This is a genomic window from Streptomyces griseocarneus (assembly GCF_014655595.1).
Lineage (GTDB): Bacteria > Actinomycetota > Actinomycetes > Streptomycetales > Streptomycetaceae > Streptomyces > Streptomyces griseocarneus.
The window spans coordinates 23,808-37,422 of the sequence record NZ_BNBL01000008.1; the positions used below are offsets into that span (position 1 = coordinate 23,808).

General features: G+C 75.3%; 10 protein-coding genes, 1 tRNA gene and 1 pseudogene. 3 read left to right on the forward strand and 9 right to left on the reverse strand.

The genetic code is table 11. The features are described from left to right. Window positions 1–195: 195 nt before the first annotated feature. Entirely contained in the window at window positions 196–1,194 is a 999-nt protein-coding gene (gene holA / locus IE295_RS33665) for a DNA polymerase III subunit delta (protein ID WP_308437406.1), read from the reverse strand. 134 nt (window positions 1,195–1,328) lie between these two features. On the opposite strand from holA, the gene IE295_RS33670 reads away from it, so the two are divergent. Next, on the forward strand, window positions 1,329–1,556 hold the full coding sequence (locus tag IE295_RS33670; protein WP_229922994.1) for a hypothetical protein: 228 nt from the start codon (window positions 1,329–1,331) through the stop codon (window positions 1,554–1,556). A 277-nt stretch (window positions 1,557–1,833) separates the two neighbouring features. On the opposite strand, the pseudogene IE295_RS33675 reads toward IE295_RS33670, so the two are convergent. The 5 genes and pseudogenes from IE295_RS33675 to leuS all read right to left on the reverse strand — a co-directional run. Further along, a pseudogene (locus IE295_RS33675) lies at window positions 1,834–3,996 on the reverse strand (ComEC/Rec2 family competence protein); the annotation flags it as partial. Further along, entirely contained in the window at window positions 3,993–4,832 is an 840-nt protein-coding gene (locus tag IE295_RS20575) for a ComEA family DNA-binding protein (RefSeq protein ID WP_190065187.1), read from the reverse strand. The gene IE295_RS20575 and the pseudogene IE295_RS33675, both read right to left, overlap by 4 nt. Before the next feature lie 162 nt (window positions 4,833–4,994). Then, window positions 4,995–5,840, reverse strand: coding sequence for a DegV family protein (locus IE295_RS20580; RefSeq protein ID WP_190065188.1), 846 nt, complete (start codon window positions 5,838–5,840; stop codon window positions 4,995–4,997). 116 nt (window positions 5,841–5,956) lie between these two features. Next, complete coding sequence (locus tag IE295_RS20585) at window positions 5,957–6,724, reverse strand: hypothetical protein (RefSeq protein WP_190065189.1); 768 nt, start codon at window positions 6,722–6,724, stop codon at window positions 5,957–5,959. A 122-nt stretch (window positions 6,725–6,846) separates the two neighbouring features. After that, window positions 6,847–9,729, reverse strand: a complete 2,883-nt coding sequence (gene leuS / locus IE295_RS20590; protein WP_190065190.1) for a leucine--tRNA ligase — start codon at window positions 9,727–9,729, stop codon at window positions 6,847–6,849. 318 nt (window positions 9,730–10,047) lie between these two features. Between leuS and IE295_RS20595 the strand changes: the two genes are divergently transcribed. Both IE295_RS20595 and IE295_RS20600 read left to right on the forward strand, forming a co-directional pair. Further along, window positions 10,048–10,734: a hypothetical protein gene (locus IE295_RS20595; RefSeq protein ID WP_190065191.1), complete on the forward strand. Its 687-nt coding sequence runs from the start codon at window positions 10,048–10,050 to the stop codon at window positions 10,732–10,734. Next, entirely contained in the window at window positions 10,731–12,242 is a 1,512-nt protein-coding gene (locus IE295_RS20600) for an NADH-quinone oxidoreductase subunit NuoF family protein (RefSeq protein WP_190065192.1), read from the forward strand. The genes IE295_RS20595 and IE295_RS20600 overlap by 4 nt, the downstream gene beginning before the upstream one ends. Before the next feature lie 46 nt (window positions 12,243–12,288). Here the strand turns inward: IE295_RS20600 and IE295_RS20605 are convergent. The 3 genes from IE295_RS20605 to rsfS all read right to left on the reverse strand — a co-directional run bounded on the left by IE295_RS20605 (window position 12,289) and on the right by rsfS (window position 13,575). Beyond that, window positions 12,289–12,361: transfer RNA gene (locus IE295_RS20605), tRNA-Ala, on the reverse strand. A gap of 123 nt (window positions 12,362–12,484) precedes the next feature. After that, window positions 12,485–13,138: a histidine phosphatase family protein gene (locus tag IE295_RS20610; protein ID WP_190065416.1), complete on the reverse strand. Its 654-nt coding sequence runs from the start codon at window positions 13,136–13,138 to the stop codon at window positions 12,485–12,487. After that, complete coding sequence (gene rsfS, locus IE295_RS20615; RefSeq protein WP_190065193.1) at window positions 13,135–13,575, reverse strand: ribosome silencing factor; 441 nt, start codon at window positions 13,573–13,575, stop codon at window positions 13,135–13,137. The genes IE295_RS20610 and rsfS overlap by 4 nt, the downstream gene beginning before the upstream one ends. Between the last annotated feature and the right edge of the window lie 40 nt (window positions 13,576–13,615).

Consider the following 13,615-nt stretch of genomic DNA (forward strand, 5'->3'; position numbering starts at 1 on the left):
GCACTCGGTCGTTCGCCACGCGGGTGCGGCATGAGCCTCACGGCTCGCTGAACGATCCGAAGGCCCGGTGCCTGCCCTTCCCCAGGGCGGCCACCGGGCCTTCGGCCTTTCGGGGCCCGGGCCCGGAACCCGGCCCGGCCCCCGCCGGTCCACCGGCCACGACCCGGTCCATCGGGCCACGACCCGGCCCGCCGGCTACGACCGGCTACGGGCCGCCCTCGCGACGGCCACCACGGCCTTCTCCAGGGCGTATTCCGGATCGTCGCCCCCGCCCTTGACGCCGGCGTCGGCTTCCGCGACCGCGGTCAGCGCCGCGGCCACCCCGTCTGCGGTCCATCCCCGCATCTGCTGCCGCACCCGGTCGATCTTCCACGGCGGCATGCCGAGCTCACGGGCGAGATCACCGGGCCGGGCGCCGCGCGGGGCGGAGGCCAGCTTGCCGATGGAGCGGACGCCCTGGGCCAGGGCGCTGGTGATGAGCACGGGCGCGACGCCGGTGGACATGGCCCAGCGCAGGGCCTCCAGGGCCTCCGCCGCCCGGCCCTCCACCGCACGGTCGGCGACGGTGAAGCTCGACGCCTCGGCGCGGCCCGTGTAGTAGCGGGCGACGACGGACTCGTCGATGGTGCCCTCGATGTCGGCGACCAGCTGCGCGCAGGCGCTCGCCAGCTCGCGCAGGTCGCTGCCGATCGCGTCGACCAGCGCCTGGCACGCCTCCGGCGTGGCGGAGCGGCCGGTGGCCCGGAACTCCTGCCGGACGAACGCCAGCCGGTCGGCCGGCTTGGTCATCTTCGGGCAGGCGACCTCCCGGGCGCCCGCCTTGCGGGCCGCGTCCAGCAGGCCCTTGCCCTTGGCACCGCCGGCGTGCAGCAGGACGAGCGTGATCTCCTCGGCGGGGGCACCGAGGTAGCCCTTGACGTCCTTGACCGTGTCCGCGGACAGGTCCTGGGCGTTACGGACGATCACGACCTTGCGCTCGGCGAACAGCGACGGGCTCGTCAGCTCGGCGAGCGTGCCGGGCTGGAGCGCGTCGGAGGTGAGGTCACGGACGTCGGTGTCGGCGTCGGCCGCGCGGGCCGCCGCCACCACCTCCTGCACGGCGCGGTCGAGGAGGAGGTCCTCCTGTCCCACGGCGAGCGTGACGGGGGCGAGCAGGTCGTCGGTTGCAGTCTTCCTGGCCATCGCGTCCAGCATCCCACGCCCCGCTGACACTCCCTTCCCTCCGGCCCTCGCCGCCCACCCCTCCTCCCGGTCGTCGACGCATATCGCACAATGAGCGGGTGACCAGCACTTCCCCCTTCCCCGACACCTCCGATTCCGTACGGCACCTGCTGGTGCTCCCCGACCGCGACGCCGCCGAAGAGGTGGCGGACGAGGCCGGGCAGCGCTTCGGCCTGCCCGAGGAGCCGCAGATCGTGCGCGAAGCCCTCGCCGGCGAGGACGACGCCGAGGACGCCCAGTGGCTGGTGGTGCTCGAGGACCCCGACGGCGAGCTGGACGTCGCCGCCCTGCGCGAGCTGGCCGAGGAGTACGAGGGCTGGCTCGAGGCGGAGTGACCCGCCGGCCGGCGGGCGCGCCGCGCCCGCGGCCCCGGGTGACGGCCTCCGCCGCGTCCGTCACCGCGACCGGGCCGTCGGTGTCGGTGCGCAGCACCACCGTGCCCCGCGCCCTGAGCGCGGCCAGCGTGCGGGCCGCCGGGTGTCCGTACGGATTCCCGGCGCCGGCCGAGATCACGGCCAGGCGGGGGCGCAGCCCGCTGAGCAGCTCCGGGTCCTGATAGGCGGAGCCGTGGTGGGCCACCTTGAGGACGTCCACGGGCGGCAGGCCGGGGCGGGCTTCGCGCAACTCCCGCTGGGCGGGCGGTTCGAGGTCGCCCAGCAGGAGCAGCGTCAGGCCCGCCACCCGGACGAGGAGGGCGACGCTGGCGTCGTTGGGCCCGTCCTCCGCGACGGCGGACGTCCCGGTGGGCGGCGGCCACAGCACCTCCCACGACAGCTCGCCCAGGCGCCGCCGCTCCCCCGGCACGGCCTCGGTCAGCGGGACCCCCGCCCTCCGGGCCTCGCGGCGGACGAACGCGGCCTGCCCGGCCGGCTGGTCGAACGGCGTCGTCTCGATCACCCCGACCGACCTGCCCCGCAGCACCCCGGGCAGGCCGTCGACGTGGTCAGCGTGGAAGTGGCTGAGCAGGAGCAGCGGCACCCTCTCCACCCCCAGCTCCGCCAGGCAGCGGTCCACGGCCCGCGGCTCGGGACCGGCGTCGACGACCACCGCGGCGCCCGGCCCCGCCGCGAGGGCCAGCGCGTCGCCCTGCCCCACGTCGCACGCCACCAGCCGCCAGCCGGGCGGCGGCCAGCCGGTGACGGCCCGGGTCAGCGGGGCCGGGCGGACCAGCGCCAGCAGCAGGAGCAGGGCGCAGGCGGCGCGGGTCCAGGGGCCGCGGAGCAGACGGCGCCCGGCGAACACGCCGGCCACCGTCACCGCGGCCAGCAGCAGCCCACCGGCCGGTCCCGTGGGCCAGCCGAGCTCCGCGCCGGGCAGCCCCGCCCCCGTACGGGCCACCGCCGCCGTCCACGCGGCGGGCCACCCCGCCACCCAGGCCAGGCCGGTGGCGAGGGGCATCGCCACGGGCGCGAGGGCGAGGGCGGCGAAGCCCAGCACCGTGGCGGACGCGACCGCGGGCCCGGCGAGGAGATTGCACGGCACCGCCACCAGACTCACCCGCGCCGCCAGCACGACGATCACCGGCGCGCACACGGCCTGCGCCGCGCCCGCCGCCGCGAGGGCCTCCGCGATCCGCGGCGGCACCCCACGCCGCCGCAGGGCGGCGCTCCAGCGCGGAGAGAGGGTCAGCAGGGCCCCGGTGGCCAGGACCGACAGCAGGAATCCGTAACTCCGGGCCAGCCACGGGTCCCAGAGCACCAGCAGCAGGACGGCCGCCGCCAGCGCGGGCAGCAGGCTCCGGCGCCGGCCCGTGCCGATGGCCAGCAGCGTGATCAGTCCGCACGCGGCGGCCCGCAGCACGCTCGGCTCGGGGCGGCACACCACCACGAACCCCAGTGCCAGGGCGCCGCCCAGCAGTGCCGTGAGCCGCAGCGGAATGCCCAGCCGTCCGGCGAGCCCTCGCCGTTCGGCCCGCGAGGCGAGGTGGGCGGGCCCGGTGAGCAGCGCGAGCAGCACGGTGAAGTTGCCGCCGCTCACGGCGAGGAGGTGCGTCAGATCCGTTGCGCGGAAGGCCGCTTCGAGGTCCGGGGGTACGCGGGAGGTGTCGCCGACGACGAGTCCGGGCAGCAGCGCCCGGGCGTCCGGTGTGAGGCCGTCGGTGGCCTCCCGCAGGCCGGCCCGCAGCCGGGCCGCCGCGCGCTGGAGGCGTGTGGGGCCGCCGATGACGCGGGGCCGCTCCTGGTCGTCACCGACGCGCAGGACGGCCGCGACGCGGTCGCCCGTCCGGGACGGCGGGGCCAGCTTCCCCTCGGCCCGCACACGGGTGGACGGCAGGAGCCCCGACCAGGACTGACGGGCGATCAACAGCACCGGAGTCCGGACGACGGCTGCCGCCGGGCCCGCCGGGCCGTCCCCGGTGACGACGTGGGTCGCCTCGGCCTCCACCGCCACCGCGGGCCGGTCGCGGACCGCCCCGCGCACGTGCGGCCGGACGGCCCGTGGATCGCCGGTGACCGTCACCTCGACGGTCACCCGGGCGTACCGCCGGGCCAGCTCCGGCAGCGGCCCACGGCGCGTGTCGGCACCCGCCAGCGCGCCGACGGCCGCACCGGCGGCGCCGCACAGCAGCGCGGCCGCGAGCACCACGGTCATGCCCCCGCGCACGGCCGCCAGGAGCAGGCAGGCCGCGAGCACGGCGACCGTGCAGCCGATGGCGACCGTCCTTCCGTCCGCCGTCAGGGCGGCCGCTGCCGCGGCCCACGCGGCGAGCGCGGGCACGGCCAGCCGCAGGTCCGCCGGGCCCTCTCGGCGCCCTGCCGTCGCTTCCCCGGTCATGGCTGGACCAGGGGCTTGAGGTCGGTGAAGCGGCGGGCGCCGATGCCGTTGACGTGGCGCAGGTCGGCCACCGAACGGAAACCTCCGTGCCGGGTGCGGTAGTCGAGGATGTGCTGGGCCAGGACGGGGCCGACGCCGGGCAGGCCGTCGAGCTGTTCGAGCGTCGCGGAGTTCAGGCTCAGCGGCCCCGTGGGTGCCCCCGGGCCCGCCGGGGCCCCGGGAGCGGCCGGGGCCGGCTGCCCGGGAGCGGTGGCTCCCACCACGATCTGCTCGCCGTCCATGAGCAGCCGCGCCCGGTTGAGCCCGGTCGTGTCCGCGCCCGGCCGCGCGCCCCCGGCCGCCGCCAGCGCGTCGGCGACCCGGGAGCCGGCCGGCAGGCGCCGGACCCCGGGGTGCGGCACCTTCCCCGCCACGTCGACGACCACCTCCCGCGCGGCGGCCCCGGCGCCGGATGCCGCACCCGCCGTACCCGCCGACGGGCCGGCCGGCGCCGCAGTCCCGTCGGCGGGTACGGGCGCCGGGGCCGTCACGGCCGGTGTCTCGCGCTCGGGCGGCCGCACCGTCTGGGGCCGCCCGGACCAGAAGTGGTACGCGGCGAGGACCGCCGCCGCCACCAGCACGACCGCGAGAGCCGCGAGCGTGCGCGGCTCGATGCCGCACCGCACCTGCACCCACACCGGCAGCCGCTCCGCCAGCGCCATCCGCCAACCCCCCGGCACCGGGCGCGCGTTGGCGGCCGGCACGGGCGCCGAGGCGCGGTCGCGCAGTGAACCCAGGTCCGCGGCGAGGGGGTCGGCCACGACGGAGCTCGTAACGGTGTGTGATCGAGCTGTCATGACACGCGACGGTAGCCGCGTTCGCGTCACCCTGCCGGAGCGCCTCGATTTCCGTGGACAACCGGCCGGTTGTGGATAACTCGCTCACCCTGTCGAGGGACCGGCCGGGCGGCAAACCCCCTGACGACCCCCGCCGACCCCCCGTCGACCCCCTACCGACGCCTATCGAGCCGAGACCACCACGCCCAGCAGCCCGGGCCCCGTGTGCGCCCCGATGACCGCGCCCACCTCGCTGACGTGCAGATCCACCAGCCCCGGCACCCGCTCCTGCAGCCGCTCCGCCAGCAGGGCGGCCCGCTCGGGCGCCGCCAGGTGGTGGACCGCGACGTCGACGGGGGCGGCGCCCGCCCGCTCGACGGCGATCTCCTCCAGGCGCGCGATCGCCTTCGAGGCCGTGCGCACCTTCTCGCGGGGCTCGATGCGGCCGCCCTCCAGCTGGAGCAGCGGCTTGACGGCGAGCGCCGAGCCCAGCAGGGCCCGCGCGGCGCCGATCCGGCCGCCGCGCCGCAGGTAGTCGAGGGTGTCGACGTAGAAGTAGGCGGCCGTGCCGTGTGCGCGCTTCTCGGCAGCGGCGACCACCTCGTCGAGGGTGCCGCCCGCCTGTGCGGTCGTGGCGGCGGCCAGCGCGCAGAAGCCGAGGGCCATGGCGACCATGCCCGTGTCGACGACGCGGACCGGCACGGGTGCCTCGCGGGCCGCAAGGACGGCCGCGTCGTAGGTGCCGGAGAGCTCGGCCGACAGGTGGAGCGAGACGACGCCTCGCGCCCCGGATTCGGCGGCGGCGCGGTAGGCGGCGGCGAAGACGTCGGGGCCGGGGCGGGAAGTGGTCACCGGCTTGCGTTTCTGCAGGGCCTGGGCGACCGACCGGGCCGAGACCTCGGTGCCCTCCTCGAGCGCCTCGTCGCCCAGGACGACCGTCAGCGGTACGGCCGTGATGCCGTGCCGCTCCATCTCCTGCTGCGGCAGGTAGGCCGTGGAATCGGTGATGATCGCGACATGGCGGGACATGCCCCGGAGGTTACCTCCCGTGCCGCGTGGGCGGCAGTACGAGCCGGACTCTCATGATCATTTCCAGCCGGGCCACGACGCGGGCACCACGCCGCGCCCGGCCCGCGGCACGCCCGTCAGGCGGTGCTCTCCGGGCGCTTCGTCTTCTGCCACGAGTACCCCGCCTGCCAGCGGTCATTCCGGCCGTTGATGGCCGGACGCTCCGCGCCGGCGGCCCCATCCGTCGCCCGCGCCCGCGCCTGGCCCTGGCCCTGGGACTGGGCCTGGGGCTCCGGCTTCCGTCCCGGCTTCGGCGGCGCCCCCGCAGGCCCGGACGCCGCCGGGGACGACGCCTCGGCCTCGTCCTCCCAGTGCCGCAGCGCCCCCGCCTCCATGCGGATCTGCTCGCTCAGCAGCGTCAGGTCGTCGTCCGCGAACTGCCGCGCCCGGTCCTGGGCGGCCCAGCGCAGCGAGTCGGCCGAGTGCGTGATGCGTTCCGTGCGCTCGCGCAGGTCCGGCAGGCAGGCGGTGACGCGGTTCCGGTCGGGCTCGGTCTCCAGCTTCCGCAGGTCCTCGTCCAGCTCACGGCCGTGCGCGCTGAGCCGCTCGAAGAGGGCCATGGACTCCGACAGGGAGGAGTCGTCCGCCATCCCGGACCGCAGCACCTCCTGGGTGGCGCGCATCGACGTGCGCAGCGACAGGCGCAGCTGCGCGACCTCGCCCGCCGGGCCCGGTGCCGTGTACTGCCGGGCCTTGAGGCGGGTGTCCTCCACCGTGCGCCGCGCCTGGGTGACCGTGCGGTCCACGCCGCGCTTGACCGCCCGGACCGCCCTGATCGTGGCGATCACCGCGAACGCGACGACGAGGGCGCAGATCACGGCGATGATCGCGGCGGCGGCTTCCATATGCGCTCCTCAACAGGTCGTCAGCGGGGCGGCGCCCCTCCCCCTCCACCGTAAACGCAACGGGCAGGTTGGGGGTTCCTGCGGAACCCCCAACCTGCCCGTAGGGACAAACCCCTAGCGCGTCACGCAGGGACGATGTTCACCAGCTTCGGCGCCCGCACGATGACCTTGCGGATGCCGGCGCCGCCCAGCGCGGCGACGACCGCCGGGTCGGCCAGCGCGACCTTCTCCAGCTCCTCGTCGGAGATCGACGGGGCGACCTCCAGGCGCGCCTTGACCTTGCCCTTGATCTGGACGACGCAGGTCACGCTCTCGTCGACCAGGTACGCCGGGTCGGCGACGGGGAAGTCCCGGTGGACCACCGAGTCGGTGTGGCCCAGCTTGCGCCACAGCTCCTCGGCGATGTGCGGGGCCAGCGGCGCGACCAGCAGCACCATCTGCTCGGCGACCGGACGCGGCACCTCGCGCAGCTTGGTCACGAAGTTGTTCAGCTCGGTGACCTTGGCGATGGCGGTGTTGAAGCGCAGGTTCGCCATGTCCTGGCCGATGCCGTCGATCGCCTTGTGCAGGGCGCGCAGCGTCGCCTCGTCGGGCTCGGCGTCGACGACCGTGACCTCGCCGGTGTTCTCGTCGATCACGTTGCGCCACAGGCGCTGCAGCAGGCGGTACTGGCCGATGACCGCACGGGTGTCCCAGGGGCGGGAGACGTCCAGCGGGCCCATGGCCATCTCGTACAGGCGCAGCGTGTCGGCGCCGTACTCGGAGCAGATCTCGTCCGGCGTGACGGCGTTCTTCAGGGACTTGCCCATCTTGCCGAGCAGCCGGCTGACCTTCTCGCCCTGGTAGTAGTACGCGCCGTCGCGCTCCTCCACCTCGGCGGCGGGCACCGCGATGCCGCGCGCGTCGCGGTAGACGAACGCCTGGATCATGCCCTGGTTGTAGAGCTTGTGGAACGGCTCGGCGGAGGAGACGTGGCCCAGGTCGAAGAGGATCTTCGACCAGAAGCGGGCGTACAGCAGGTGCAGCACGGCGTGCTCGGCACCGCCGACGTACAGGTCGACGCCGCCGTGCGGCTGCCCCTCGCGCGGGCCCATCCAGTAGCGCTCGGCGTCGGCGGACACCAGGTGCTCGGCGTTGTGCGGGTCCAGGTAGCGCAGCTCGTACCAGCAGGAGCCGGCCCAGTTGGGCATGGTGTTGGTCTCGCGGCGGTACGACTTCGGGCCGTCGCCGAGGTCCAGCTCCACGTTGACCCAGTCCTCGTTGCGGGACAGCGGGGTCTCGGGGGAGGTGTCGGCGTCGTTGGGCTCGAAGGTGCGCGGCGAGTAGTCCTCGACCTCGGGCAGCTCCAGCGGGAGCATCGACTCCGGCAGCGCGTGGGCGACGCCGTCCTCGTCGTAGACGATCGGGAAGGGCTCGCCCCAGTAGCGCTGGCGGCTGAACAGCCAGTCGCGCAGGCGGAAGTTGACGGTCGCCTCGCCGATGCCGTGCTCGGTCAGCCACTCGGCCATGCGGGTCTTGGCCTCGGGGACCCGCAGGCCGTCCAGGGAGACGCCCTCGCCGGACGAGTTGATGATCTCGGCGTCGTACGAGTCGAAGGAGTCCGCCCACTCGGCCGGGTCGGTGCCGCGCTCGTCGGACGGCCGGACGACGCAGCGCATCGGCAGGTCGAAGGCGCGCGCGAAGGCGAAGTCGCGGCTGTCGTGGGCGGGGACGGCCATGATGGCGCCGGTGCCGTAGCCCATCAGGACGTAGTCGGCGACGAAGACGGGGAGCTTCTCGCCGCTGACCGGGTTGATCGCGTACGCGCCGGTGAAGACGCCGGTCTTCTCCTTGGCGTCGGCCTGCCGCTCGACGTCGGACTTGGCGGCGGCCTCCTTGCGGTAGGCGGCGACGGCCTCGGCCGGGGTGGCGTGGCCGCCCGTCCAGTCCTCGTGCGTGCCCTCGGGCCAGGCGGCCGGGACGACGCCGTGGTCCTCGGTGACGACCAGCGGGTGCTCGGGGGCCAGGACCAGGTAGGTCGCGCCGAAGAGGGTGTCCTGGCGGGTGGTGAAGACGGTGGCCTTGGCGTCGGGGTGCCCGTCGATGGCGAAGTCGACGCGGGCGCCCTCGCTGCGGCCGATCCAGTTGCGCTGCTGCAGCTTGATGGCCTCGGGCCAGTCCAGGGCGTCCAGGTCGTCGAGCAGGCGGTCCGCGTAGGCGGTGATGCGCATGTTCCACTGGCGCAGCTTGGACTTGAAGACGGGGAAGTTGCCGCGCTCGGACCGGCCGTCGGCGGTGACCTCCTCGTTGGCCAGCACGGTGCCCAGGCCGGGGCACCAGTTGACCGGCGCGTCGGAGGCGTAGGCCAGGCGGTGGCCGCCCAGGACCTCCTCGCGCTCGGCGGCGCTCAGCTCGCCCCACGCGCGCGTGCCCGGAACCTCCCGCTGCCCGCTCTCGAACTGCTCGATCAGCTCACTGATCGGCCGGGCCTTCTTCGCCTCCTCGTCGTACCAGGAGTTGAAGATCTGCAGGAAGATCCACTGGGTCCACTTGTAGTACTCGGGGTCGATCGTGGCGAACGACCGGCGCTTGTCGTGGCCCAGGCCCAGGCGCCGCAGCTGCGCCTTCATGTTGTCGATGTTGGCCTCGGTGGACACCCGGGGGTGGGTGCCGGTCTGCACGGCGTACTGCTCGGCGGGCAGGCCGAAGGCGTCGAAGCCGAGGGTGTGCAGGACGTTGTGGCCCGTCATGCGGTGGTAGCGCGCGTAGACGTCGGTGGCGATGTAGCCCAGCGGGTGACCGACGTGCAGGCCCGCACCCGAGGGGTACGGGAACATGTCCATGATGAACTTCTTGGGCCGGGCGACGACCTCGGGGTCGCCCGCCAGGTCACCGCTGGGGTTGGGCGCCTCGTACGTGCCCTCGGCGTCCCAGAAGTCCTGCCAGCGCGCCTCGATGTCAGCGGCCAGAGCAGCCGTGTAGCGGTGCGGTGCGGCCACCTCGGCGGCGGTGGGGGTCTCGCTCATCGTCCTCTAAGCTCCATCGATCGTCGTCTCTGCCTGCGCTGCGATATTCCGGATTTCCGAGTGCTTCAGAAATGAAAAAGCCCCTCGCACAGGAGGGGACAGCCGCGCCGATGCCGACCGGGCGTCACCGGTCGGTGCTGATCAGCGCGGCTCGCTAAGCAGGAGGCGTACGGCACGCATGGGGTCAGATTACCGCAGCGGCGGACGGTACCGCACAGAGGCAGGGGCCCTGCAGACGTTAGCAGCGGGGCGCCGCCGCGCACCGGGGTTGCGCGAAGCGGACCGCGGGACTCGAACGGCTGCCTAGCGTGCCGGGGCATGGACCTCCACCGCTTTCCCGACCAGACGGCGGGCGTGCTGACCCTGGTCTCGCTCACCGCGACCGTCGTCTGGGGGCTCGTCGCCACCGGCCGCACGGTGCTCGGGCCGCGCGGCCGGCTGCTCGCCCAGGCCGTGCACCGGGCCACCGCCGTCGGCGGGCTCGGCTTCCTGCTCGTGCACGTCGCCGCCAAGACCGCCGAGGCGCACGCCACCGTCGTCACCGCCCTGCTGCCGTTCGCCTCCGGCCTGCGGGGAGCCGGCGGCCTGCTGGGGCTGGGTTCCCTCGCGGCTCACCTGATGGTGCTGGCCGCCGTGACCGGCACCCTGCGCAGCGTCTTCGCCGGGCGCGCCCGCGCCGCCCGGCGCTGGCACGCGCTGCACGGCTGCGCGTACGCCGCCTGGTGCGCCGCCGTGCTGCACGGGCTGAACGCGGGCCGCCCGGCGGCCGGTTGGGTCACCGCGTGCTACGCGCTGAGCCTCGCCGCGGTGGCCGTGGCTCTGCTGATACGACGGGCCAGCAGGCCGTTGCGGTCGTTCCTGCGCCTCCCCCCGCTGCGCACGCGCCCGACGGGGGCGCACGCGGCGGGCAAAGAGCCCCCGTCCCGCCCCCTGCCCGCGCCCGGCTCCGGCTCCCGGCTCCCGGACGCCGAGCGGGCCGGGATCACCTCCGGACGGCCCTCATGACCACCTCCCTGCCCGAGCTCCCCCACGTCCTCACCCTCGGGCTGCCCCGCCTGACGGCCGGCTTCGATTCGGCCGAGCGCCTGGACCGCCGGGCGCATCTGGCGGTGCACGGTACGGCGCCCCGGCTCACCGAGGACGAGCTGACCCGGCTGGCCGAGGACGTCACCCTGCGGGGACGCGGCGGCGCGGGCTTCCCCTTCGCCCGCAAGCTGCGCGCGGCGGGCACGGCAGCACGGCGGCGCGGGGAGCGGCCCGCCGTGGTGGTCAACGGCTGCGAGGGCGAGCCCGCCTGCCGCAAGGACGCGGTGCTGCTCCGGCGCGCCCCGCACCTGGTGCTGGACGGCGCGCTGCTGGCCGCCGAGGCCCTCGGCGCCGGCACGCTCGTGGTCGGGGTGACCCGGCCCGCCGCGGAGGCCTCCGTGCGGGAGGCGCTGGCCGAGCGCGGCCTGACCGACCGGCGCGGCCGTGCGCTGCGCGCCCGGGTCGTGCGCGTCCCCGAGCGCATGGTCTCCGGTGAGTCCTCCGCGCTGCTGCGCGCCCTCGACGGCGGCCCCGCGCTCCCTCCCGGCCGGCACGCACGGGCCAGCGAGGCGGGCCTGGGCGGTCTGCCCACACTGCTGTCCAACACCGAGACCTACGCCCAACTCGCCCTCGCCGCCCGCCTGGGCGCCCCCGGCTACGCGGCGACCGGCACGCCCGACGAGCCGGGCACCCTCCTGCTCACCGTCTCCGGCGCGGTGCCGTGGCCCCTCGTGGTGGAGGTGCCGGGCGGAGCGGCACTGTCCTACGTCCTCGCCCAGTGCGGCGCCGAGCCCGCTCCCCAGGGGGTGCTGGTCGGCGGCTACCACGGCGCGTGGCTGGACGCGGCGGCGACGGCCGGGGCGGTGCTCTCCCGGGACGCCCTGGCGGCCCGCGGCGCGAGCCTGGGCGCCGGGGCGGTGCTGCCGCTGCCCGGCGCGACGTGCCCGCTGGGCGAGGCGGTGCGGGTGGCGCACTGGCTGGCGGCGGAGTCGGCCGGGCAGTGCGGGCCGTGCCGGACGGGCCTGCCCGCGCTGGCGGGGGCGCTGGCGGACGTGGTGGCCGGGGGCGGGCGCGGCGCCCTGGAGGCCGTGCGGGAGGCCGCCGGGGCCGTGCGCGGCCGGGGGGCGTGCGGGCATCCGGACGGGGCGGCGCGCTTCGCGCTGAGCGCGCTGGCGGCCTTCACCGACGACCTGGCCGCGCACGTCCTGGGCGGCGGCTGCGGGCGCGGCACGGCCGGGGTGCTGCCGCTTCCGTCCCCGGGCGGCGCGCCGGCGGGCGGCGGGGGCGGGGAGCGGCTCGCGGTGGACTGGACGCTGTGCGAGGGGCACGGGCTGTGCGCGGGGCTGCTGCCGGAGCTCGTACGGATGGGAGCGGACGGATTTCCCTCGCTCGCGGACGCCGGGGTGCCGGATCACTTGCGGGGCCGGGTGCGGCGGGCCGTACGCCGCTGCCCGGCACTGGCGCTGCGACTGGACCGCAGGCCGTGAATACAACAGAGCGGGCCGTCCATCAGGACGGCCCGCTCTTTCACTGTGGAGCTAAGGAGAATTGAACTCCTGACCTCCTGCATGCCATGCAGGCGCTCTACCAACTGAGCTATAGCCCCGCTGTTCTCGGCTCCCCCGGAGGTTTTCCCCCGCGTTCCCCGCGAACAAGAAGAACTTTAGCCTGCGACCTGCCCAGATGTGAAATCGGGCCCCAGGGGCCCCATGGGGCCACGGTCGCGGCCTCAGTCGTCGTCGCCGAGGACCGGCTCGGGCAGCGTTCCGGCGTTGTGCTCCATCAGGCGCCAGCCGCGCGCGCCCTCGCCCAGCACGGACCAGCAGCAGTTGCTGAGGCCGCCCAGCGCCTCCCAGGAGGAGGCCTCCAGGCCCAGCAGCCGGCCGATGGTGGTGCGGATGGTGCCGCCGTGGCTGACCACGACGAGGGTGCCGTCGTCCGGCAGCTTCTCCGCGTGGGACAGCACGACGGGCGCGGCCCGGTCGGCCACCTCGGACTCCAGCTCGCCGCCGCCGCGCCGCACGGGCTCGCCGCGCTTCCAGGCCGCGTACTGCTCGCCGAACCGCTCGATGATCTCGTCGTGCGTCAGGCCCTGCCACACGCCCGCGTACGTCTCGCGCAGCTCGGCGTGGTGAGAGGCGGCGAGGCCCGTGACGGCCGTCAGCTCGGCGGCGGTCGCCCTGGCCCTCGAGAGGTCGGAGGCGACGATCGCGTCGGGGCGCATCGAGGCCAGCAGGCGGGCGGCCCGGCGCGCCTGGGCGACGCCGGTCCCGGTCAGCTCGATGTCCGTGGAGCCCTGGAAGCGGCGCTCCACGTTCCATGCGGTCTGGCCGTGGCGCCAGAGGACGATCCGGCGGCCGCGGGCGGCCCCGCCGCCGCTCAGCTGAGGTCCCCGTCCGCCTCGCCCGCGGCGGCCTGGGCCTGGGCGTGCGCCTCGGCCTTGCCGCGCGTGGCGACGGCGTCGGCGGGCAGCTCGATCTCGGGGCAGTCCTTCCACAGGCGCTCGAGGGCGTAGAAGACGCGCTCCTCGCTGTGCTGCACGTGCACGACGATGTCGACGTAGTCCAGCAGCACCCAGCGGGCGTCGCGGTCGCCCTCACGGCGCACCGGCTTGACGCCGAGCTCCTTGAGCAGGCGCTCCTCGATCTCGTCGACGATCGACTTGACCTGGCGGTCGTTGGGGGCCGAGGCCAGCAGGAAGGCGTCGGTGATCGACAGTACGTCGCTGACGTCGTACGCGATGACGTCGTGCGCGAGCTTGTCGGCGGCAGCCTGGGCGGCGGCCTGGATGAGCTCGATGGAGCGGTCCGTGGCGGTCACAAGCCATGCTTTCGTAAAGAGGGTCAGTACCTCTCAAGGG